The organism is Streptomyces sp. NPDC048349, assembly GCF_040651925.1.
Taxonomy (GTDB): Bacteria; Actinomycetota; Actinomycetes; order Streptomycetales; family Streptomycetaceae; genus Streptomyces.
On record NZ_JBEZLA010000004.1, the window covers coordinates 1 to 21,468 of the forward strand.

The 21,468-nt window shown below is 71.8% G+C and carries 20 protein-coding genes; 7 read left to right on the plus strand and 13 right to left on the minus strand.

Features of this window, described 5'->3' with window-relative positions:
* Positions 1–89: 89 nt before the first annotated feature.
* The 4 genes from AB0D44_RS04010 to ureA are packed head-to-tail and all read right to left on the minus strand — an operon-like array spanning position 90 to position 4,359.
* Positions 90–710 carry a TetR/AcrR family transcriptional regulator gene (locus tag AB0D44_RS04010; RefSeq protein WP_362583976.1) on the minus strand — a complete coding sequence of 207 codons (621 nt, stop codon included), beginning with the start codon at positions 708–710 and terminating at the stop codon, positions 90–92.
* A 44-nt stretch (positions 711–754) separates the two neighbouring features.
* Positions 755–1,792, minus strand: coding sequence for an agmatine deiminase family protein (locus AB0D44_RS04015; protein ID WP_362583979.1), 1,038 nt, complete (start codon positions 1,790–1,792; stop codon positions 755–757).
* Between the two features lie 18 nt (positions 1,793–1,810).
* Positions 1,811–3,493, minus strand: coding sequence for an urease subunit alpha (locus AB0D44_RS04020; RefSeq protein ID WP_362584428.1), 1,683 nt, complete (start codon positions 3,491–3,493; stop codon positions 1,811–1,813).
* A 56-nt stretch (positions 3,494–3,549) separates the two neighbouring features.
* Complete coding sequence (gene ureA / locus AB0D44_RS04025; RefSeq protein ID WP_362583981.1) at positions 3,550–4,359, minus strand: urease subunit gamma; 810 nt, start codon at positions 4,357–4,359, stop codon at positions 3,550–3,552.
* 156 nt (positions 4,360–4,515) lie between these two features.
* Here ureA and AB0D44_RS04030 point away from each other — a divergent pair, with 156 nt between their 5' ends.
* Complete coding sequence (locus AB0D44_RS04030) at positions 4,516–5,943, plus strand: cytosine permease (RefSeq protein WP_362583984.1); 1,428 nt, start codon at positions 4,516–4,518, stop codon at positions 5,941–5,943.
* A 22-nt stretch (positions 5,944–5,965) separates the two neighbouring features.
* Here AB0D44_RS04030 and AB0D44_RS04035 read toward each other — a convergent pair whose 3' ends face one another.
* Entirely contained in the window at positions 5,966–6,280 is a 315-nt protein-coding gene (locus tag AB0D44_RS04035; protein WP_362583987.1) for an antibiotic biosynthesis monooxygenase family protein, read from the minus strand.
* A gap of 142 nt (positions 6,281–6,422) precedes the next feature.
* On the opposite strand from AB0D44_RS04035, the gene AB0D44_RS04040 reads away from it, so the two are divergent.
* A complete protein-coding gene (locus tag AB0D44_RS04040) occupies positions 6,423–6,575 on the plus strand; it encodes a hypothetical protein (RefSeq protein ID WP_362583990.1) in 153 nt (50 codons plus the stop codon).
* A gap of 94 nt (positions 6,576–6,669) precedes the next feature.
* Here the strand turns inward: AB0D44_RS04040 and AB0D44_RS04045 are convergent, their stop codons facing one another.
* The 4 genes from AB0D44_RS04045 to AB0D44_RS04060 form a co-directional block, all read right to left on the minus strand.
* Positions 6,670–7,755 carry a branched-chain amino acid aminotransferase gene (locus AB0D44_RS04045; protein WP_362583993.1) on the minus strand — a complete coding sequence of 362 codons (1,086 nt, stop codon included), beginning with the start codon at positions 7,753–7,755 and terminating at the stop codon, positions 6,670–6,672.
* A 226-nt stretch (positions 7,756–7,981) separates the two neighbouring features.
* Entirely contained in the window at positions 7,982–9,022 is a 1,041-nt protein-coding gene (locus AB0D44_RS04050; RefSeq protein WP_362583996.1) for a 3-isopropylmalate dehydrogenase, read from the minus strand.
* Between the two features lie 114 nt (positions 9,023–9,136).
* The gene (locus AB0D44_RS04055) at positions 9,137–9,268 is read right to left on the minus strand and encodes a hypothetical protein (protein WP_362583999.1); all 132 of its coding nucleotides are present in this window, start codon (positions 9,266–9,268) and stop codon (positions 9,137–9,139) included.
* 260 nt (positions 9,269–9,528) lie between these two features.
* On the minus strand, positions 9,529–10,413 hold the full coding sequence (locus AB0D44_RS04060; protein ID WP_362584002.1) for a LysR family transcriptional regulator: 885 nt from the start codon (positions 10,411–10,413) through the stop codon (positions 9,529–9,531).
* 99 nt (positions 10,414–10,512) lie between these two features.
* On the opposite strand from AB0D44_RS04060, the gene AB0D44_RS04065 reads away from it, so the two are divergent.
* On the plus strand, positions 10,513–11,526 hold the full coding sequence (locus tag AB0D44_RS04065; protein WP_362584004.1) for an NADP-dependent oxidoreductase: 1,014 nt from the start codon (positions 10,513–10,515) through the stop codon (positions 11,524–11,526).
* Between the two features lie 119 nt (positions 11,527–11,645).
* Positions 11,646–13,676 (plus strand): phosphocholine-specific phospholipase C, encoded by a 2,031-nt coding sequence (locus tag AB0D44_RS04070; protein ID WP_362584007.1) that lies wholly within the window; start codon positions 11,646–11,648, stop codon positions 13,674–13,676.
* Positions 13,677–13,686: 10 nt separating this feature from the next.
* Here AB0D44_RS04070 and AB0D44_RS04075 read toward each other — a convergent pair whose 3' ends face one another.
* The gene (locus AB0D44_RS04075; RefSeq protein WP_362584010.1) at positions 13,687–14,232 is read right to left on the minus strand and encodes a GNAT family N-acetyltransferase; all 546 of its coding nucleotides are present in this window, start codon (positions 14,230–14,232) and stop codon (positions 13,687–13,689) included.
* A 76-nt stretch (positions 14,233–14,308) separates the two neighbouring features.
* Here AB0D44_RS04075 and AB0D44_RS04080 point away from each other — a divergent pair, with 76 nt between their 5' ends.
* Entirely contained in the window at positions 14,309–15,010 is a 702-nt protein-coding gene (locus tag AB0D44_RS04080; RefSeq protein WP_362584013.1) for a nitroreductase family protein, read from the plus strand.
* Positions 15,011–15,095: 85 nt separating this feature from the next.
* On the opposite strand, the gene pruA is transcribed toward AB0D44_RS04080, so the two are convergent.
* Complete coding sequence (pruA, locus tag AB0D44_RS04085; RefSeq protein WP_362584016.1) at positions 15,096–16,727, minus strand: L-glutamate gamma-semialdehyde dehydrogenase; 1,632 nt, start codon at positions 16,725–16,727, stop codon at positions 15,096–15,098.
* 31 nt (positions 16,728–16,758) lie between these two features.
* Positions 16,759–17,685 (minus strand): proline dehydrogenase family protein, encoded by a 927-nt coding sequence (locus AB0D44_RS04090; protein ID WP_362584019.1) that lies wholly within the window; start codon positions 17,683–17,685, stop codon positions 16,759–16,761.
* A 160-nt stretch (positions 17,686–17,845) separates the two neighbouring features.
* On the opposite strand from AB0D44_RS04090, the gene AB0D44_RS04095 reads away from it, so the two are divergent.
* The gene (locus AB0D44_RS04095; RefSeq protein WP_362584022.1) at positions 17,846–19,054 is read left to right on the plus strand and encodes a helix-turn-helix domain-containing protein; all 1,209 of its coding nucleotides are present in this window, start codon (positions 17,846–17,848) and stop codon (positions 19,052–19,054) included.
* A gap of 152 nt (positions 19,055–19,206) precedes the next feature.
* Here AB0D44_RS04095 and AB0D44_RS04100 read toward each other — a convergent pair whose 3' ends face one another.
* Positions 19,207–19,794 carry a TetR/AcrR family transcriptional regulator gene (locus tag AB0D44_RS04100; RefSeq protein WP_362584025.1) on the minus strand — a complete coding sequence of 196 codons (588 nt, stop codon included), beginning with the start codon at positions 19,792–19,794 and terminating at the stop codon, positions 19,207–19,209.
* Between the two features lie 102 nt (positions 19,795–19,896).
* Here AB0D44_RS04100 and AB0D44_RS04105 point away from each other — a divergent pair, with 102 nt between their 5' ends.
* On the plus strand, positions 19,897–21,453 hold the full coding sequence (locus AB0D44_RS04105; protein ID WP_362584027.1) for an MFS transporter: 1,557 nt from the start codon (positions 19,897–19,899) through the stop codon (positions 21,451–21,453).
* The last annotated feature ends 15 nt before the right edge of the window (positions 21,454–21,468 follow it).

Sequence of the window (21,468 nt, forward strand, 5' to 3'; positions counted from 1 at the left end):
CCCCGTACTGGACGTACTTGGGCTTTCGGCCGGTGCGGCGAGAGTGCGTGCCGGGCACCGCGACGCCGCGGACCTCCGTCAGACACCCCCTAGGCGTCCGGGGTGAGGGCCTCCGCGAGGAACTCCCGGACGTGGTCCAGGATCTCCTCCCGGTCCACCGTCGGCAGACCGACCGCCAGCTGGATGCTGAATCCGTCCAGCAGGGCCCGGATGCGGGCCGCCACGCGGTCGGGGTCCACCCGGCGGAACTCGCCGCGCGAGATGCCCTCCGCGAGCAGCGCCACCAGGTCGCGGTGCCAGGCCCCCTCGATGGCGGCCTGGCGGTCGCGTTCCTGGGGGCCGGCGTTCTGGGAGCGGTTCCAGACCTCCAGCCACAGCGTCCAGTGGGGGTCGCGGGCCTGGGTGGGCACGTAGAGGTCGACGTACGCCCGCAGGCGGTCGGCCACCGGGCCGCGGCGCGAGAGCAGCGCCCGCCGCGCGGTGCCCAGTTCCGCCTCGCTCCACTCCAGGGTCTGCAGCAGGAGCTCGTCCTTGCTGCGGAAGTAGTAGAGGAGGTGGCCGCTGCTCATGCCGACCTCGCGGCCCAGTCCGGCCATGGTCAGGCCCTCGAGGCCGCGCTCGGCGATCGTGGCCATGGCGGCGACGAGTACGTCCTCGCGCGGGGGCGCGTTCTTGCGCGCCGCCCGTACCGGTACTCCACCCGCCGTCATGGCCCGCTCCTTTTCGCTCCGCTGCCGGTCCCGGTCGCCGGACCTCAGACCTTCGGCTGCTGCTGGGTGATGCAGTGGATTCCGCCACCCCCGGCGAAAATCGTACGTGCGTCAACGAGCGTCACGGTCCGCTCGGGGAACAGTCCGCGGAAGATCTCCGCGGCCTCCTCGTCGCGCGGGTCGTCGAAGGAGCACAGCACGACACCGCCGTTGCACAGGTAGTGGTTGATGTAGGAGTAGTCCACCCACTCCCCGTCCTCCTCCAGCACGGTCGGCGCCGGGACCTCCACGACCTGGAGCCGTCGGCCCTGCGCGTCGGTCGACGCCCGCAGGATGGCGGCGATGGTCTTGCAGCGCTCGTGGTCCGGGTGGGCCGGGTCGGGCTGGGTGTGCACCATGACCACGCCGGGGCGCGCGAAGGCGGCGACGATGTCCACGTGGCCCTGGGTGCCGTAGGTGCCGTAGTCGCCGGCCAGACCGTACGGGAGCCAGATCGCCTTGGTGGTGCCCAGGTGGGCGTGGACCTCGGCCTCGACCTGCTGGCGGGACCAGCCGGGGTTGCGGCCCTCGCCGAGCTGCACGGTGTCGGTGAGGAGCACGGTGCCCTCGCCGTCGACGTGGATGGCGCCGCCCTCGTTGACGAGCGGGGTGCTGTACGTACGGGTGCCGACCACGTCCGAGACGTGCCGGGCGATCTTCGCGTCGTGCTCCCAGCGGGCCCATTCCTGGGCGCCCCAGCCGTTGAAGGTCCAGTCGACGGCAGCCAGCTCGCCGGCGTCGCTGACGACGAAGGTCGGGCCGATGTCGCGCATCCAGGCGTCGTCGAGCTCGCGCTCGACCAGCTCGATGTCGTCCCCGACGATGGCGCGGGCGCCCTCGGCATCACCGGGCGAGACCACGAGGGTCACGGGCTCGTACGTGCGCACCGCGCGGGCGACGGCGCCCCAGGCCTGGCGGGCCTCGGCGAGCTCCTGCTCGTTGGTGAAGGTCGGGTTGGGGCTGGGCCAGGCCATCCAGGTGCGCTCGTGGGGCGTCCACTCGGCGGGCATCCGGAATCCGTCGTTCACGGGCTGTGCAGTCATAACAGGGTCCTTACGGGCTTACAGGAAGTACAGGCGGTTGAGGGAGACCGAGTCGGCCGCTTCGGAGCGCAGCGGCTCCCCGTCGAGGGACACGAGGCCGCTGCGCGCGTCGACATCGACCGCGCCCACCCGGGAGTTCAGGAGCAGGTCCGCCGGACCGATGCCGCGGGTGCCGCGGACGGCGACCCTGCGCCGGCGGGTCGGCATGGCGTCGCTGCCGAGGGCCGCCGCTGCCGCCGAGACGAAGGCGACGGAGATGTCGGCGGCCGTGGCTCCGTACGAACCGAACTGCGGGCCGAGGACCAGCGGTTCGCAGGTGTCGGTGGCCGCGTTGGGGTCGCCGGTGACCCCGTACGCCGGGAAGCCGGACTTGAGCACCAGCTGCGGCTTGGCCCCGAAGAACTGCGGGCGCCACAGCACGATGTCGGCGAGCTTGCCGACCTCGATGGAGCCGATCTCGTGGGCCAGGCCGTGGGCGATGGCGGGGTTGATGGTGAGCTTGGCCATGTAGCGCAGGACGCGGGCGTTGTCGTCGCCCTCGCCGTCGCCGGCCAGCGGCCCCAGTTCGCCCTTCATCTTGGCGGCCATGGCGAAGGTGCGGCGGATGGTCTCGCCGGCCCGGCCCATGCCCTGGGCGTCGGAGGAGGTGATGCCGATCGCGCCCAGGTCGTGCAGGACGTCCTCGGCCCCCATGGTGCCCGCGCGGATCCGGTCGCGGGCCATGGCGGCGTCGCCCGGCAGGTCCGGCTTGAGGTCGTGGACGGAGACGATCATCCCGTAGTGCTCGGCGACCGCGTCCCGGCCGAAGGGCAGGGTGGGGTTGGTGGAGGAACCGATGACGTTCGGCACGCCCGCCATCTTGAGCACGTTGGGGACGTGTCCGCCGCCGCAGCCCTCGATGTGGAAGGCGTGGATGGTCCGGCCGTCCAGCACCCGCAGGGTGTCCTCGACGGAGAGGCACTCGTTGAGGCCGTCGCTGTGCAGGGCGACCTGTACGTCGTGCTCCTCAGCGACCCGCAGGGCGGTGTCCAGGGCGCGGGTGTGGGCGCCCATGTCCTCGTGGACCTTGAAGCCGGAGGCGCCGCCCTCGGCCAGGGCCTCGACCAGCGGCGCGGAGTCCGAGGAGGAGCCGCGGGCGAGGAAGCCGATGTTGACGGGCCAGGCGTCGAAGGCGTTGAAGGCGTGCTTCAGCGCCCACGGCGAGTTGACGCCGACGCCCCAGACCGGGCCGAACTCCTGGCCGATGACCGTGGTGACGCCCGCGGCGAGCGACGCTTCCATGATCCGCGGGGAGAGCAGGTGGACGTGGGTGTCGACGGCTCCGGCAGTGGCGATCAAGCCCTCGCCGGAGACGATCGAGGTACCCGTGCCGACGACCACGTCGACCCCGTCGAGCGTGTCGGGGTTGCCGGCCCGGCCGATCGCGTGGATGCGGCCCTCGCGGATGCCGATGGAGACCTTGCGGATGCCGAGGACGGCGTCGATCACCAGGACGTTGCTGATCACGACGTCGCAGGTGTCGCGGACGGCGGCGGCCTTCAGGTGCAGGCCGTCGCGGGCGGTCTTGCCGAAGCCCGCCAGGAACTCGTCCCCGGGCTTCTGGGCGTCGGACTCGACGCGGACGGTGAGCCCGGAGTCGCCGAGCCGCACCCGGTCCCCGGCGCGGGGACCGAAGACGGAGGCGTACTCGTGGGGGTCGATGTGCCGGCTGCCCGGCGCGCAGTGTGCGCTGTGGTCGCTGTGCGGGGTCTGCCTGCTCACGCCTGCTCTCCGTCTGCCGGCTCGGTGCCGTCGGCCGGTGCGGCCGGTGCGGCGTGGGGGGTGGGGGAAGCCGGGTCCGTGCCCGGGGCGGGCGCGTCCTCGGCGGAGACGGCCGGGCTCTCGGCGGACGCACCCAGGTAGCCGCACGCCTCGGCCCGGGCCAGCGCGAGCGCCTTGGCGCCGGGGGCGTCGAGCGGGCCGTCGACCAGGCCCGCGAAGCCGACGGCGATGCGGTCGCCGCCGATCGGGACGAGTCCGACCTCGCCCTCGCCGTAGGGGTCGAACCGTACGGACGAGCCCGCCGGCACGCACAGGCGCATCCCGTAGGCCGCGGCACGGTCGAAGTCGAGGCGGGGGTTGGCCTCGAAGAAGTGGAAGTGGGAGGTGACGCTCACCGGCACGGCGGCGGTGTTGCGCACCCGCAGGTGCAGCACCGGCTCGGGCTGGGGGGCGCCGGGGCCGGGGACGACGGCTCCGGGGGCGTCGTCCCCGAGCGGCACCGCGCCCCGGATGGGGGACGAGACCACCGCGAGCCGGGATCCGTCGTCGAAGACGGCCTCCACGTGCACCTCGGTGACCACGTCGGCCACGCCCGGCAGGACGTCGTCGGGGCCCAGCACGCCGGCGGCCTCCTCGATGGCCTCCGCGAGCCGCTTGCCGTCGCGCGCGGCCTCGCAGACCGTGTCCGCGATCAGCGCGGTGGCCTCCGGGACGTTGAGTTTGAGACCGCGGGCCCGTCGGGCCCTGGCCAGTTCCGCAGCGCTGCGGAGCAGCAGCCGGTCGCGCTCCGTAGGGGTCAGCCGCACGCCGATCCACCACCTCTTGAGTCGATGGGTTAGAGCATCACTCTAACTCTTCATTTCCCATCCACGAAGCATTGACCTGAGACCAGGCCTTAGGTCACATTGAGTGTCGCTCAAAGAAAAGCGGCACCACCCCCCGCCCTGCCTAGGGAGTCCCCCATGCCCATCGAACAGCGCGGAGTCGACACCATCCCCGAGGAGGAGCGGACGAGCGGTCCACGTGACCTGATCTCGATCCTGCTCGGCTCCAACCTCTGCCTCGGCGTGATCGTGTTCGGCTGGCTTCCCCCGTCCTTCGGGCTGGGCCTGTGGCCCTCCGTCACCGCCATCGTGACCGGCACCCTGGTCGGCATCGCCTTCACCGCGCCGCTGGCTCTGGTCTCCCTGCGGACCGCCACCAACCTGTCGACGTCCAGCGGAGCCCAGTTCGGCGTCCGCGGCCGGCTCGTCGGGTCGGTGGTCGGCCTGCTGCTCTCGCTCGGGTACACCGCGCTCACGCTGTGGATCGGCGGCGACGTGATGGTCGGCGTGCTGGCGCGGCTCACCGGTCTGCCGGACACCGGTGCCTCGCGGGCCGTGATGTACGGCGTACTGGCCGCCTGTACCGTCGTCGCCGCCGTCTTCGGCTACCGGCTGCTGCTGCGGATGAGCAAGCTCCTGTCCATCGGCATGGTGCTCCTGCTGGCCGTCGGCGTCGTCGCCTACGCCCCGGAATTCACCACCCTCGCGCCCCCGGACACCGCCTACCTGCTGGGTTCGTTCTGGCCGACCTGGCTGCTCGCCGCCGTCGCGGCCGGGCTCAGCGGTCCCGTCGCCTTCATCACCCTCCTGGGCGACTACACGCGCTACATCTCCCCGCGCAGGCACGGCTCCCGCAAGGTCCTGTGGGCCACCGGCCTCGGCCTGCTCGTCGGCCTGCTGGTCCCGCAGCTCTTCGGCACCTACACCGCGCTCGCCGCCCGGGCGGGAGCCGACTACGCCGGGCCGCTGGTCGAGGCGGCGCCGTTCTGGTACCTGGTCCCGCTGCTCGCCGCGGCTGCCGCCGGTTCGGTGGGCAACGCCGGGCTGATGCTCTACTCCATGGGCCTGGACCTCGACGCGATCGTCCCCAGGGCCACCCGCACCACCGCCACCGTGATCGCCGCGGCCGTCGCCACCGCCTTCGTCTTCGTCGGCTCCTTCGAATGGGACGTGCAGGCGGCGATGACCTCCTTCGTCCTGCTGCTGACCGCGATCGGCACGCCGTGGGCCGTGATCACCCTCATCGGCTACGTGCGCTGCCGGGGCCGGTACGACGCCGACGCCCTCCAGGTGTTCAACCGCCGCTCGGTGGGCGGGATCTACTGGTACCGCGGCGGCTGGAACGTGGCCGCCACCGCCTCCTGGGCCGTCGGCGCGGGTGTCGGGCTGCTCGCCGTGACCACCCCCTTCTACGAGGGCCCGCTGCTCGCCCTCACCGGCGGCGTGGACTGCTCCTTCGTCCTCTCCGGCCTGGCCGGCGGCGTCCTCTACACGGCGCTGACCGCGCGCACCGCCCCGGCCTCCGTCGCCGCGGAGGAGCCGGAGCCCGCGACTGCGGCAGCCTGAGCGGGGCCTTCGTACGTACGACCTACGCGTCCACCGCCCGCGCCAGCGCGAAGCCGCCGCCCTGCATGTCCTCGCACAGGGCGCGGCAGCCGCCGAAGTACTCCTCGAACTCGGGCCTGTCCTGCCAGGCCTTCATCGCGTCCACGTCACGCCAGGAGGCGAAGGACACGTAGTGGCCCGGGTTGCCCAGATCGCGGATCAGGCGGGCGAAGAGGAAGCCCTCGTTCGCTTCCTTGGTCCACGTCAGGAAGGCCGTCCAGCGATCGACGAACTCGTCCTCCTTGCCCTCGGAGACCTTCCAGTTTCCGGAAGCCCAGTAGTTGCTCGCCTCGGACATCGCACACCACCTCGGTACGGCTCCCCCACTCCAGGTTCCCCGGCTCGACCTCGGCGTTCAACCTTCGGGCCCGCGGCGGCGTCTACCGGTACGGCGGCGGCCGAACAGGACAGGGCCGCCACGAACGACACGGGGAGACGTCGTGGAAGAACTGGCATACGTGGCGGGCAAGATCGTCAAGGGCGTCGCGGGCGTGGCCTACGCCTTCGGCGACGTCCTGGTGGGCCTCGGCCCGGACGGGACGGAGCAGGAGCGCAAGAAGAAGCGCGAGGGCGAGGCGGACGAGGAGCGCTGACCAAGCCCCTTCCCTGCGGCCCGCCCTCCGCCCCTGACGACCGAAGGCCCCCCGTGCGTCGCGCGGGGGGCCTTCGGGCCGGTTCGGGGCGGGACTAGCCCAGCGGGTGCATCCAGCCGTGGGTGTCGGCCGCGTGGCCGGTCTGGAGTTCCAGGAGGGCCTTGCGCAGGCGCATGGTGACGGGGCCGGGCTGTCCGTCGCCCTGGGTCCAGTCCGCGCGCTCGGACTTGACCGAGCCGACCGGGGTGATGACGGCGGCGGTGCCGCAGGCGAACACCTCCGTGAGGGTGCCGTTGGCGTTGTCGCGCTGCCAGTCCTCGGTGGTGATCCGGCCCTCCTCGGCGGTGTAGCCGAGGTCGCGGGCGATGGTGAGGAGGGAGTCGCGGGTGATGCCGGGCAGGAGGGAGCCCGTCAGCTCGGGGGTGACGATGCGGTCGCCGTACACGAAGTACAGGTTCATCCCGCCCATCTCCTCGATCCAGCGGTGCTCGACGGCGTCGAGCCAGACCACCTGGTCGCAGCCGTGCGAGGCGGCCTGGGCCTGGGCGACGAGCGAAGCCGCGTAGTTTCCGCCGGTCTTGGCCGCGCCCGTGCCGCCCTTGACGGCGCGGACGTACTCCTCGGAGAGCCAGACGGAGACGGGCTTGACGCCGCCGGGGAAGTACGCGCCGGCCGGCGAGGCGATGACGATGAACAGGAACTCGTTCGCCGGGCGGACGCCCAGGCCGACCTCGGAGGCGAACATGAACGGCCGCAGGTACAGGGAGGCCTCGCCGGAGTCCGGAACCCAGGCGCGGTCCTGCTGGATCAGGGCGTCGCAGGCCTCGATGAACAGTTCGGTCGGCAGTTCCGGCATGGCCATGCGGCGGGCGGAGGACTGGAAGCGCTCGGCGTTGGCCTGCGGGCGGAAGGTGGCGACGGTGCCGTCGGGCTGGCGGTAGGCCTTGAGGCCCTCGAAGATCGTCTGCGCGTAGTGCAGCGTCATGTTCGCCGGGTCGATCGACAGGGGCGCGTACGGGACCAGCTCGGCGTCGTGCCAGCCGCGGCCCTCGGTCCACTTGATCGTCACCATGTGGTCGGTGAAGTGGCGGCCGAAGCCGGGGCTGGCCAGGATCGCCTCGCGCTCCGCGTCGGACAGCGGGTTCGAGGAGGGCTTGAGCTCGATCGTGGGCGTCGTCATGAGTGCTTGTCCTTCACCGGTTGTGTATGGCGGACCGCGCTCACGGCGTACTAGGACGTCCGAGCTTCCCCGCATTCCGCGGCCTCGCGTTCGATTATCGCGCGCACGAGGACTTCGGAGAAGCGGGGGTAGCGGCCCAGGGGAGATGGTGGCACCCGGGGCCGCACAGGAAAAGCCGCCGGGTCCCCTATATGACCCGACGGCTTCCTGGAGTGGTGCTGCCGGGTCAGCCGGCTACGCGCGCGGCCAGGGCGTCGCCGATCGCGTCGGTGGAGCGGAAGGTGCCGTCGCGCTCCGCGAGGTCGGCGGAGACCGCGTCCTCGATCCGGAGGGCCTGGGCCTCGTAGCCCAGGTGGCGCAGCAGGAGGGCGACCGAGAGGATCGTCGCGGTCGGGTCGGCCTTGCCGGTGCCGGCGATGTCCGGGGCCGAGCCGTGGACGGGCTCGAACATGGACGGGAAGGCGCCGGTCGGGTTGATGTTCCCGGAGGCGGCCAGGCCGATCCCGCCGGTCACGGCGGCGGCCAGGTCGGTGAGGATGTCACCGAAGAGGTTGTCCGTGACGATGACGTCGAAGCGCTCGGGCTGTGTGACGAAGAAGATCGTCGCGGCGTCGACGTGCAGGTAGTCGGTGGTGACCTCGGGGTACTCCTGGCCGACCTTGTCGAAGATGTTCTTCCACATGTGGCCCGCGTACACGAGGACGTTGTTCTTGTGCACCAGCGTCAGCTTCTTGCGGGGGCGGGCGTTGGCCCGCTCGTACGCGTCGCGGACGACGCGCTCCACGCCGTACGCGGTGTTGATGCTGACCTCGGTGGCCACCTCGGCGGGGGTACCGGTGCGCAGGCTGCCGCCGTTGCCGGTGTACGGGCCTTCGGTGCCCTCGCGGACCACGACGAAGTCGATCTCCGGACGGCCGGCCAGCGGGGTGGCGGTGTTCGGGAACAGCTTCGACGGCCGCAGGTTGATGAAGTGGTCGAAGGCGAAGCGGAGCTTGAGGAGCAGCCCGCGCTCGAGTACGCCGGACGGGACCGAGGGGTCGCCGATGGCGCCCAGCAGGATCGCGTCGTGGTGCCTCAGGGCCTCGAGCTCCGCGTCCGGGAGGGTCTCACCGGTGCGGTGCCAGCGCTGGGCGCCGAGGTCGTATTGCTTGGTCTCCAGCTTCACATCCTGGGGCAGGACCGCGGTAAGGACCTTGAGGCCCTGAGCCACGACTTCCTGGCCGATGCCATCACCGGGGATCACTGCGAGATTGATGCTGGTCGACATGGCGAAACCGTACTCCGTGTCCCAGCCCTCAGACATATTGCGTCCAGCATCTGGACTAATGGGGACGCAACATGTCCGGGGCCCGTGCGGGCCGGACGGGTGTCCGGCCGTACGTCAGTGGCCGGTCGAGCCGCCGTTGTCCCGGCGGTCGAGGGCCCGCTGGAGCGCTGCGGCGGCGTTGCGGCGGTCGGCGTCGGCGGTGGAGGAGTGGCGGACGCGGCGGACCGCGGCGGTGGTGGGGGTCATGTGGATCGACTCCTTGAGATCACGGCGTGGCGAGGCCACGGATGAGGGGTTCCTTCAAGGCGCCGGAAGAGGCGGGGAGCAGTGCGCCGCAGGGGTTGCCTGCCGGGGGCGCGCGCTCTCGACCACCATTCGCCTGATCGGCGAGACGTTCGGCTCCTACAAAGCTAGGGCAGGTCCCGCTGTATGTCTCCGCAATTACTCGGACTTCCTACTATCTGAGACGCGGAACCCCTCGGAAGGACCCTTTCCGGGGCTCCGGTTCAGCCCTTCTCGGAGCGAAGTTCCCTGATCAGAGCCCGGACGGTGAGAGTGGCAGCGGCTTCCGGCGTGGTGACGTATCCCACCTGCCTCACGGGCCCCCGGGGCCCCAAATCGGTGATCTGCACCGTCTCGCCGGCCTCGCGGAGCGACAGCTCCGGCAGGATCGCCATGCCGAGCCCCCGGCCGACCATCGTCAGCACCATCCCGTCGTCCTCCGCCTTGACGGTGGCCCGCGGGATCCAGTCCTGCTCCCGCCACCAGGCCCGGGTGTAGGAGCCGCAGTTCTCGTCCCAGTCGAGCAGGGGCAGCGTCTTGGGGTCCGGGTGTCCGGCCGGGTGGACGAGCGCGTACGTCTCCTGCGCGAGCACCCCGCTCAGCAGCCCGGGCGGCATCCCGTCCGAGCCGCCCAGGGTGGCGATCCCCAGGTCGGCGCGCCCCGCGGCCACCTCCCCGGCCGTGCCCGCGCCCAGTTCGCGCACCACCCGGACCTCGGGGCGGATCCCGGGATGCCGGGCCGTCAGCCGCTCCAGGGCGGGTGGCAGCAGGTGCAGGGCCGCGCTGCGGAACGCGGCGATCCGCAGCACGCCCGAGAGTCCGCCGCCGTCCGGCCCCGCCCGGCCCGCGTCGCGCACCTCCGCGCCCATGACCTCGTACAGCCGCAGGATCCGGCGCGCGTGGCCGACGGCCCGCTCTCCCGCCGGGGTGGGCGAGGCCCCGCTCCGGCCGCGCTCGAAGAGCACCGCGCCGATCTTGGCCTCGCTGCCGCGCACGGAGTGCGATACCGCCGACTGGGTGAGTCCGAGCGCGGCGGCCGCGGCCGAGAACCCGCCGGACTCGGCGACGGCGACCAGGACCCGCAGTTCCTGCGGGAGGAGCTCGGACACCGGCCCCCACCTCGTTCCATGAGCGTCATTCATGCATGTGCGTCTTCCATGAGCCCAACCCCCTGCCCGCCCGCGGGATTCCTTCCTAGCGTCGACGCCATGACCACGAACACCGCTTGGGCCGTCCACCAGATCGCCCGCCCCACCGGCTTTCCCACCGCAGCCGATTTCACCTACGCCGCCTCCCCCGTCCCGCAACCGCAGCCCGGGACCGCCCTGGTGGAGAACCTCCTGCTCTCGGTGGACCCGTACCACCGCGGGCTGATGGACGGCGGCGCGGACGGCTTCGAGCTGAACGCCCCTCTCGAGGGCCGCTCGGTCGGCCGCGTGATCGCCTCCCGCGACCCGGGCCTGGCCGAGGGCGACCTGGTCTTCCACCGCGAGGGCTGGCGCACGCACGCCCTCGTCACCCTGGGCGCGGCCGGAACCCGCAAGCTGCGGGGCCACGAGGGGATCCCGCTCGAGGCGTACCTGTCCATCCTCGGCGGCACCGGCCTCACCGCGTACGCCGCCCTGACCCGCACCGCCGCCCTGCGGGAGGGCGAGGACCTGTTCGTCTCCGCCGCGGCGGGCGGGGTCGGCACCGCCACCGGCCGCATCGCCCGGCTGCTCGGCGCCCGCCGGATCATCGGCAGCGCCGGCTCGGCGGCCAAGGTCCGCCACCTCACCGGCCATCTCGGCTTCGACGCGGCCTTCGACTACCACGACGGCCCGGTCGGCGAGCAGCTCGCGAAGGCGGCGCCCGGCGGTATCGACGTGTACGTGGACAACGTGGGCGGCGGCCATCTGGAGGGCGCCCTCGACGTGCTGCGCGAGTACGGCCGGATCGCCTGGGTCGGAGCCATCTCGACGTACAACGGCGACCGCTCCCCCGCCGCGCCCCGCAACCTCTTCGAGGTCGTCCACAAATCGCTGCGCCTGGAAGGGGTATTGGTTCGCAACCACACCAATCTGCAGGAAGAGCTGGAGGACTTCCTCGTCCCGCATCTGCGCAGTGGCGGGATCGGTACCGATACCACCGTTGTGCAGGGGTTCGACCGCACGGTGGAGGCTTTCCTGGGCATGCTTCGCGGGGACAACCTGGGCAAGATGCTCGTCCGCCTCGACGGCTGATTCCAGCCACCCGGATGTTCACCGATTTCTTACTGCACGGACGTGGACCTTTGGGCCGCGGCCCGTCACCCTTGCCGTCAATGTGCCAGCGGGGCACTGGAGTTGGAGGCGAGCAGGCAGTGACACCGATCAGCCGCAGAGGGTTCGTGGGAATCGGCGCCGGGCTGATGGCCGGTGCCGCCCTGCCGGCGCTCGCGCCGACATCGGCGGCCGCGGCCGCCGCGAACGGCACGATCACCGATGTGAAGCACGTGGTGATCCTGATGCAGGAGAACCGCAGCTTCGACCACTACTTCGGAAGGCTGAAGGGCGTGCGCGGCTTCGGCGACCGCGCCGCCGGAAACATCCCGGGCGGCTGGGGCACGTTCAACCAGCCGAACTGGGGCGGCCGCCAGTACCCGTGGAAGCTGAGCGCGACCCCGCCCGCCGGCGGGGTCGACGGCGAGACGCTGGCCCAGTGCAACGGCGACCTGCCGCACAGCTGGACCTCGCAGCACGCCGCCTGGAACAAGGGCCGGATGGACAACTGGGTCACGGGCGTCGGCAACACCCGTACCCTCGGCTATCTGGACCGGGGCGACATCCCCTTCCACTACGGTCTCGCCGACCACTACACGGTCTGCGACGCGTACTTCTGCTCCACGCTCAGCGCGACCGGCCCCAACCGCACCTTCCTGTGGAGCGGCAGGATCGACGCCTCCAGCAAGGACGGCGGCGACGAGTCCGGGCTGACCTGGGAGACGTACGCGGAGGCCCTCCAGCGCGCCGGCATGAGCTGGAAGGTCTACCAGAACGCCCAGGACAACTACGGCGACAACGGGCTCGCCTACTTCAAGAAGTTCACCGACGCCCGGCCCGGCGACCCGCTGTGGGACCGGGGCATGGGCTCGGTCCCGAAGGTCACCGGATCCACCCCCGACGACATCGCGGCCGCCATCCGCGCCGACGTCGTCGCGGGCACCCTCCCCCAGGTCTCCTGGGTCGTGGCGAACGAGGCCTTCTCCGAACACCCCTACGCCCCGCCGGGCGACGGCGCGCACTTCGTCGACCTCGTCTACCGGGCGCTCGCCGCGAACCCCGAGGTCTTCGACTCCACCGTCCTCTTCCTCAACTACGACGAGAACGACGGCTTCTTCGACCACGTACCGCCGCCGATCGCCCCGCCCGGCACCCCCGGCGAGTACCTGGACGGCGTACCGATCGGGCTGGGCTTCCGCGTCCCGATGATCGTGATGTCCCCGTGGACGCGGGGCGGCTGGGTGAGCTCCGAGGTCTTCGACCACACCTCGGTGCTGCGGTTCATGGAGACGTGGACGGCCGCCCTGGGGACCCCCGCCGCCTGCCCGAACATCAGCGCCTGGCGCCGCAAGGTGACCGGTGACCTGACCGGCGTCTTCGACTTCGCGCACCCGGTCTACGGGGTCCCCGCGGGCCTGCCCTCCACCGCCAAGGTGATCGGCCAGGCAACCTGCGCCCCGCTGCCCAACCCGGTGCCGCAGGACAACGCCCTGCCGCCGCAGGAGCCCGGGACGCGCCCGGCGCGGGCGCTCCCGTACCAGGTCAACGGCAACCTGGACCGGTTCGAGTTCGGCGCGGCCGGCAAGATCCTGGCCTGGTTCTCGATGACCAACCAGGGCGCGGAGGCGCAGCGGGCGGCGCACTTCTCGATCCACCCGCACCAGTACCGGGACACGGCCGCCTGGCAGTACACGGTGGACGCGGGCGGCTCGGCATCCGACTACTTCAACATCGGCCTCGGGCACGGCTCGGGCAAGTACGACATCTCGATGTACGGCCCGAACCGCTTCCTGCGGCGCTTCCTCGGCGACGCCACGAAGCCCGGCAAGGACCTGGAGGTGGCGGCGCGGTTCGCGGTCGAACCGGGCACGGGCAAGACCGCGATCCACTTCAAGATGACCAACGCGTCGGCCGCCGCGGTCACCTTCACCATCCGCTCCAACGCCTACCGCACGGACGGCCCGTGGACGTACACGGTCCCGGCCCGCTCCTCGCGCGAGGACTACTTCAACGCGGTGGCGTACCACAACGGCTGGTACGACTTCACGGTCCTGACCGCCTCCGACGGCACCTGGTCGCGCCGCTACACGGGCCACATCGAGTCGGGCGCCCCGAGCATCTCGGGCTCCTGACCCCCGGCCCCTACAGCACGTCCCCGTCCCGCCAGTCGAAGTCGAGCCGCCCGGCGGGGTCCAGCGCGGCCCCGCCGGGCGGCACCCACACGTAGGTGGACCCCTCCTCGTCGGGCAGGCGGACGGGCCCGTCGGGCGAGAGCGCCCCGACCCGCCCGGGCCACACCGACCAGCCGCGGGTCCCGTAGAGGGCGGCCCCTGCGTCGGACGCGGAGAGCGCCCCGAGCACGTACGCGCGCCCGATCACGGCCTCCAGCCCGGCCATCACGGCAGCGCCGAACCCGCACCGCCTGCGGTCGGCCCGTACGGCGACGGCCTCCACGTACCCGGTGCGCAGGGCCGCACCCCCGTGCACGACCCGGCGCTGCACGACGCTGCCGTGCGCGACGAGTTCCCCGCCCTCGTGGACCAGGACGTGCATCCCGCCGAGCGCGTGCTCGAAGTCCGCGTCGCAGAAGTCCCCCTCGAAGGCGGCGTCGAGCAGCGCCCTGACCTTCCCGAGTTCACCGGCGCCGAGCTGGGAGGTGTGCGCGAGGCGTGTCCGCGTATCGGTCATGGAACCAGTGTCTCCCGCCACGGAACGACCGGCGGGGTCCTATCGGTCTGGACCATTGGCCCGGCAGACTCCCCGCATGTCGCCCGATACCCAGCAGTGGACCCCGATCCACGGCCAGCCGTACCGTCCCGCCCCCTACCGGCCCGAGCGGATGCCGAGAGGGGAATCCCTCGCGCGGGCCGCCGAGTTGCGCGTGCGGATGGACGAGCGGCGGACCGTGCGCCACTTCTCCCCCGACCCCGTGCCCGAGCAGGTCGTCCGGGACGCCATCGCGTGCGCCGCGACCGCCCCCTCCGGGGCGCACCAGCAGCCCTGGACCTTCGTCCTCGTCAAGGACCCGGCGGTGCGGCGGCAGATCCGGGCCGCCGCCGAGCAGGAGGAGGAGCTCTCGTACGACGGCCGGCTGGGCGACGAGTGGCTCGCGGCCCTGCGCCCCCTCGGCACGGATGCGGTCAAGACCCATCTCACGGACGCCCCGGTTCTGATCGTGGTCTTCCAGCAGCGCTACTGGCTCGGCCCGGACGGCACGAAGCGCAAGCACTACTACGTCGACGAGTCGGTCGGCATCGCGGTCGGCATGCTCCTGTCCGCGCTCCACCTGTCCGGCCTGGCGGCCCTGGTCCACACGCCGAGCCCGATGCGCTTCCTCTCGCACGTCCTGGACCGCCCGGAGAACGAGAAGGCCTTCGCGGTCATCCCCGTCGGCTACCCGGCGGACGACTGCGAGGTCCCGGACCTGGTCCGCAAGTCCCTCGACCAGGTCGTCGTCGAGGTCTAGCCGGGTCCGGCCCGCGAACTGGGACCGCCCCCGCTCCGGACTTGGGGGTACCGGAGCGGGGGCGGGGTTCAGCGGGGCGGGGAGGTCAGCCCATGTGGGGGTAGCCGTACTCGGTCGGCGCGACCAGGGTCTCCTTGATGGACCGGGTCGAGGTCCAGCGCTGCAGGTTGGTCGCGGCGCCCGCCTTGTCGTTCGTGCCCGAGGCGCGGCCGCCGCCGAAGGGCTGCTGGCCGACGACGGCGCCGGTGGACTTGTCGTTGATGTAGAAGTTGCCCGCCGCGAAGCGGAGCTTCTCCATCGCGTCCGCCGCCGCGTAGCGGTCCGCCGCGATGATCGAGCCGGTCAGGGCGTACGCCGAGACGGACTCCATCTGGGCCAGCATCGCGTCGTAGTCCGCGTCGTCGTAGACGTGGACCGCGAGGATCGGGCCGAAGTACTCGGTCGTGAAGACCTCGTTCTCCGGGTCGGTGCAGGCGATGACGGTCGGGCGGACGAAGTAGCCCTCCGAGTCGTCGTACGTGCCGCCCGCGACGATCTCGCAGGTCGGGTCGGCGATGGCACGGTCGATCGCGGCCTTGTTCTTGGCGAAGGACCGCGCGTCGATGACGGCGCCGATGAAGTTGGTCAGGTCGCGGACGTCACCCATGGCGATGCCGTCGACCTCGGCCGCGAAGGCCTCCTTGAAGCCGTCGTTCCAGATCGAGGCCGGGACGTAGGCGCGCGAGGACGCCGAGCACTTCTGGCCCTGGAACTCGAAGGAGCCGCGGGTCAGCGCGGTCTTCAGGACGGCACGGTCCGCGGAGGGGTGCGCGACCACGAAGTCCTTGCCGCCGGTCTCGCCGACCAGGCGCGGGTAGGACTTGTACTTCTCGATGTTGTTGCCGACCGTCTTCCACAGGTACTGGAAGGTCTTGGTCGAGCCGGTGAAGTGGATGCCGGCCAGCTCGGGGTGGTTCAGGGCCACCTCGGACACGGCGATGCCGTCGCCCGTCACCAGGTTGATGACGCCCTTGGGCAGGCCGGCCTCCTCCAGCAGCTCCATGAGGAGGACCGCGGAGTGGGTCTGCGTGGGGGACGGCTTCCACAGGACCACGTTGCCCATCAGGGCGGGGGCGGTCGGCAGGTTGCCCGCGATGGCCGTGAAGTTGAACGGCGTGATCGCGTACACGAAGCCCTCGAGCGGGCGGTGGTCGCTGCGGTTCCACACGCCGGCGGAGTTCGCGACCGGCTGCTCGGCCAGGATCTGGCGGGCGAAGTGGACGTTGAAGCGCCAGAAGTCGACGAGCTCGCACGGGGTGTCGATCTCGGCCTGCTGGGCGGTCTTCGACTGGCCCAGCATGGTCGAGGCGGCGAGCTTCTCGCGCCACGGGCCGGACAGCAGCTCGGCGGCGCGCAGGATGATCGCGGCGCGGTCGTCGAAGGACATCGAGCGCCAGGCCGGGGCGGCGGCGAGGGCGGCGTCGATGGCCTCCTGCGCGTCGGCCTGCGTGGCGTTGGCGTAGGTGCCGAGCACCGACTTGTGGTCGTGCGGCTGGACCACGTCGAAGCGCTCGCCGCCGCCCATCCGCTTGACGCCGTTGATCGTCATCGGGAGGTCGATCGGGTTCTCGGACAGCTGCTTGAGCTGCTCTTCGAGCCGCGTGCGCTCCGGGGTGCCGGGGGCGTACGAGTGGACCGGCTCGTTGACCGGAGCGGGGACCTGGGTCACAGCATCCATGGGGCTGGTAACTCCTTGACCTAGTTCTTGGCTAGTTCTTGGTGATCATCGAGCGGAGGAAGAACAGCAGGTTGGCCGGCTTCTCCGCGAGGCGGCGCATGAAGTAGCCGTACCAGTCCGTGCCGTATGCGGTGTAGACCCGCATCCGGTGGCCTTCGGCGGCGAGCCGCAGGTGCTCTTCGCTGCGGATGCCGTAGAGCATCTGGAACTCGTACTCGTCCAGTTTGCGCCCGGCCTGGCGGGCGAGCTCCTGCCCGATGGCGATGAGCCGCGGGTCGTGGGACCCGATCATCGGGTAGCCCTCGCCCTCCATCAGGATCTTCATGATCCGGACGTACGCCTTGTCGATCTCCGCCTTGTCCTGGTAGGCGACCTCGGCGGGCTCCTTGTAGGCGCCCTTCACGATCCGGACGCGGCTGCCGGCGGCGGCCAGGCGGCGGGCGTCGGCCTCCGTGCGGAAGAGGTAGGCCTGGATGACGCAGCCGGTCTGCGGGAAGTCCTTCCGCAGCTCCTCGTGGATGGCGAACATCGAGTCGAGGGTGGTGTGGTCCTCGGCGTCGAGCGTCACGGTGGTGCCGATGGCTGCGGCGGCCTCGACGACCGGGCGGACGTTGGCCAGCGCGAGCTCGTGGCCGCCCTCGAGGGCCTGGCCGAACATCGACAGCTTGACGGACATCTCGACGGTCTCGCCGAGGCCGAGCTCGGCGAGGCGCTCGATGAGCTGGAGGTAGGCGTCGCGGGCGGCGTGCGACTGCGCCACCTCGGTGATGTCCTCGCCGACGACGTCGAGGGTGACCTCCAGGCCCTTGTGCGTGAGGTCCTCGACGATCGGGATCACCTGGTCGACCGTCTCACCGGGGATGAAGCGGTTCACCACGGGCTTGGTCACCGGGGCGGCGGAGACGATACGACGCATTTTTTCGCTGCGCGAAGCGGCGAGGATCACGGGACCCAGCACGGGTGCACCTCCAACGGGTGGCAGAAGAAAAGCGCAAGTAAAACCACCGTGAAACCTAAGGACCGGTTTGATCCTCTGCCATCGACAGACGTCACGCATCCGTGTCCCCGATCTCATACATCTGTCTGAAGCGAGGGGGGCGGGGTGGGAGAATGTCCGGGTGAAGGGCGATTACCAGGACCTGGTGGACGAGATCTCGGCGCTGCTGGGCGCGCCCGCGACGCTGGAGAACCGGGATTTCCGGCTGATCGCCTTCGGCGCGCACGACAGCGACGACGACCAGGCCATGGACCCGGTCCGCACCCGCTCGATCCTGACCCGGCAGTCGACGGCGGCCGTCCGCTCCTGGTTCGAGGGCTTCGGCATCGCCCGCGCCACCGGGCCGGTGCACATCCCGGCGGCGCCCGAGGCCGGGGTCTTCCGCGGGCGGATCTGCCTGCCGGTGCGGTGCCGTGGCATCGTCCAGGGCTACGTGTGGCTCCTCGACCAGGACCCCGGCCCGGGTCCGGCGGAGCTGGCCGCGGCCATGGAGGTGGCCCAGCGCATCGGGATCCTGCTCGACCAGGAGGCGAAGGCGGGGGCGGACCTGTCGCGGGAGTTCCTGGCGGTGCTCACCGCCGGACGGGGCTGGCAGCAGGACATGGCGGTGGCCGCGCTCCGGGTGGCCCTGGGAGCGGCCGGGGAGGGCCTGCACGCGGCGGTGTGCGTGACGCCGTGGACCGGGGAGGCACCGGCCTCGGTGCCGGGCGCGGCGGCGGTGTGCGTGGTCCCGGGCGGGACCGGGCCGGACGGCGCGGACCGCTCCGGCGGTGCGGGCGGCGACCGTACGCCGTCCGGCCGGGCCCCGGCCCTGGCCGTCCTGCTGAGGCTCCGCTCGACCGACGCCGCCGCCGCGGCCGTGACCGCGGTGGAGCGGCTGCTCCCGCGGGCCGGCGCGCAGGGCGCGGGCCCGCGGCCGGTGACGGCCGGAGTGGCCGACCCGGTCCGGGCGCTCGCGGAGCTGCCCGCGGCCTGGGGGCAGGCCGTCGCCGCGGCCCGGGCGGCCGTCGCGCAGCCCCGCCTCGGCCCCGTCGCGCTCTGGTCGGCGATCGGGGCGTACCGGCTGCTGGCGGCCGTGGCCGCCGAGCCGGTGGACGACCCGGCGACGCGCGCCCTGCTGGGCCCGGCCCACCGCGAACTCGCCCGCACTGCCGAGGTGTTCCTGGACTGCGCCGGGCAGGCGGGCCGGGCGGCGGCGGCCCTGGGCATCCACCGGCAGACGCTGTACTACCGGCTCGCCAGGGTGGAGGAGCTGACCGGGCTCGACCTGGACGAGGGCGAGGACCGGCTGCTGCTGCACATGGCACTCAAGGCCGCCCGCCTGGGCTGACGCCCCTGCGCCAGGCCCGTTGCCCCTGGCGCGCGCGAAGGCCGTCGCCGGGTGTGACGGCCGGCCCGCCGCCCGCCCGCCCGTCCCCCGGCTTCGCTCGCGGAGCCCGCGGCCTGCTCCGACTGCGGCTACGGCTGCGGCTCTGGCTACGGCTACGGCTGCGCCTGGGGGCGGCCCAGCGCCGCCGCGGCGGCCGTCCGCATGCCCTCGGTGAGCTCCTCCGCGCTCGCCGCCGACTTCGGGTCGAACAGCCACTGGATCATCAGGCCGTTCAGCAGCGCCTGGTAGAAGGCGCCCAGCGTCCGCTCCTCCCGTTCGGTGATCTCCTCCTCCGGGGTCCCGGTGAGCATCGCGATCAGGCCGCGCCGCCCCTCGGCCTGCGAGGCCGCGAGCATCGCCCGCAGATCGGGCATCCGGTCGCGGGCCAGGGCGACCTCCAGGCTGGCCGCCCAGACCGGACCCGCGTCGTCCCGGTGGGCGAGGAACCCCTCCCAGACCGCGCGGAACCGTTCCAGCGAGCCCCCCTCGCCCTCCACTCCGTCCTGGAATACCGCGCCCAGCTCCTGCATCAGGGCGATGAACGCCTCGGTCAGCAGGGCGTCCTTCGAGCCGTAGTGGTAGCCGATGGAGGCCAGGTTCGCGCCCGAGGCCTTCACGACGTCTCGCGCCGTCGTGCGCACGAAACCCTTCTCGACCAGGCACTTCTTGGCACCTTCGAGCAGATCTTCACGATGTCCCATGCCGTCACGGTAGCAAGACGACCGTCACAGACGGAAGTTCCAGACGCATGTTCCATACGTTCGTCATAGACAAACGTTTATGACGTCTGTACATTGCTTCTCATGACGAACCCCGCTGCCACAGCGCGCCTCGCCGGCCGCCGCGAATGGACCGCCTTCACCGTCCTCGTGCTGCCGCTGCTCCTGGTCTCGATGGACGTTTCCGTCCTCTACTTCGCCATCCCCGCCATCACCCGCGAGCTGGACCCCAGCGCCACCCAGCAGCTCTGGATCTTCGACAGTTACGCCTTCGCCCTCTCCGGGCTGCTGATGACGATGGGTTCGCTGGGCGACCGCATCGGCCGCCGCCGGCTGCTCCTGATCGGCGCGACCGCCTTCGGCCTCGCCTCGGTCACCGCCGCCTACGCCACCAGCGCGGAGATGCTCATCGCGGCCCGGGTCCTGCTCGGCATCGGCGGGGCCACCCTGATGCCCTCCACGCTGGCGCTCGTACGCAACCTCTTCCAGGACGCCAAGCAGCGCGGCCAGGCCATCGCGATCTGGTCCGGGGTCATGACCGGCGGCATCGCGCTGGGTTCGGTCCTCAGCGGTGTGATGCTGAACCACTTCTGGTGGGGTTCGATCTTCCTGATCAACGTCCCGGCGATGGTGCTCCTGCTGGTCCTGGTCCCGGTGCTGGTCCCGGAGTTCAAGGACCCGGCCCCCGGCCGCTTCGACCTGCCGAGCGTGCCGCTGTCCATGGCGGCGGTGCTGCCCGTCGTCTACGGGCTGAAGGAGATCGCCGCCGAGGGCTTCGAGCCGCTCTACCTGGGCAGCGTGGCCGTGGGCCTGGCCTTCGGGTACGTCTTCGTCCGCCGTCAGCGCACCCGTGACGACGCGATGGTCAGCCGTGCGCTGTTCCAGGGCCGCGGCTTCGGGGCGGGCGTCGCTCTCAACACCATCGCCGCCTTCGCCATGATGGGCTCGGCCTACTTCACCACCCAGTACCTCCAGTCGGTGCTGGGCATGGGCACCCTCGAGGCCGCCCTGTGGAGCCTCGCCCCCTCGGTCGTCATCGGCGCCGCCGCCCCGGTCTCCGCGGCCCTGGCCCAGAAGACGGATCCGGCCTACGTCATCGCCGGCGGATTCGTCCTCGCCGCGGCCGGATTCGCCCTGATCGGCCTGGTCGGCCAGGACTCGCTGTGGCTGCTGCTGGCGGGCGCCGGGGTCCTCGCCTCCGGCCTCGTCACCGTGATGTCGCTGGTCTCGGCCATGGCGCTGGGTTCCGCCCCCGCCGAGAAGGCCGGCTCCGCCGCCTCGCTGCTGGAGACCGGCCAGGAGTTCGGCGGCGCCCTCGGCATGGCCCTCCTGGGCAGCTTGGCCACCGCGGTCTACCGCAGCGACCTCGTGGACTCCGAGCCCGCCGTCCGCGAGACCCTGGGCGGCGCGGTGGCCACCGCCCAGCAGCTCGGCGGCGCCGCGGGCGAGCAGGTGCTGGACCTGGCCCGCGGGGCCTTCGTCCACGGCATGCAGTACGCGGCCTGGGGCGGTACGGCGCTGCTGCTCGCGGCGGCGCTGCTCGCCGCGGCTGTGATGCGCGGGATCGCAGCCCCCGCCCCGGCCGCGGCGGAGCAGGCCGCGGCTGCCGGAGACGGCGTGCAGGAGCCGACGTACCACTGATCGGGCGCGGGAGCC